Here is a 707-nt window from a genome sequence, read left to right as displayed (position 1 = left end):
TTTCTAATTCTAAAGTGTTTTAGTTCTTTCCACTTTTTCAACAACAAAATCATTTTTATTGATAAGTAATTCATCAGGATTTTTAGTAACAAAATCTACTAACTCTTCAGTATTTACTATACTATTTCCTTTCATTTTCATTGGACTATATTTGATAAAATCTTTGATAGCTTTTTGTTTGTTTTGATAAATATCTCTAGCAAAAAATCCAGTAATACCAATATTTTCAAGGTGTCCAAAATCATAATCAAAGGTATTTTCTTTAAAAATATCACACCATTCAACAATATTTTGTTTACCTTTTTGTTGGATAATAGTAGCTTTTTCAGACCTTGAAATGAAAATTACTGGTATTCCTTTATTTTCACAATGATTTAGAATATATCTAAAAGTATCTGTTAATACTAGTTTTGTGCCTCCTGATAAATCAATAAACAACATTTCAGAATCTAGCAACTCTAGCAACTCTTTAAATCTAAAGTTATTGAAAAGCTCTTGTATCTCTAATATATCAATCAATCCTGTCACATTGTAATCATAACTTAAACATTCTTTGATAGCTTGATATACAAAATATTTTTTACCAAAACCATCAGGTGCTGAAAGCATATAAGACTTTTTAGGTAATTTACCATTTTTAAAGTCAATCAACATGTTATCTAATAAGTTAAGATAATCATTAAACAAAACTTTATTCTTTAATTCTT

General features: G+C 25.2%; 1 protein-coding gene. It reads right to left on the bottom strand.

The window, feature by feature from the left end; translation table 11 throughout:
• Positions 1 to 9 precede the first annotated feature (9 nt).
• Positions 10 to 707 (bottom strand): hypothetical protein (locus HMPREF9088_RS12155; RefSeq protein ID WP_007209389.1); only part of this gene is annotated, 698 nt, incomplete at its 5' end.

This window comes from Enterococcus italicus DSM 15952 (genome assembly GCF_000185365.1).
Taxonomy (GTDB): domain Bacteria; phylum Bacillota; class Bacilli; order Lactobacillales; family Enterococcaceae; genus Enterococcus_G; species Enterococcus_G italicus.
Note: the sequence above shows the minus strand (reverse complement) of the source record. Positions and strands in the feature narration are given on the sequence as shown.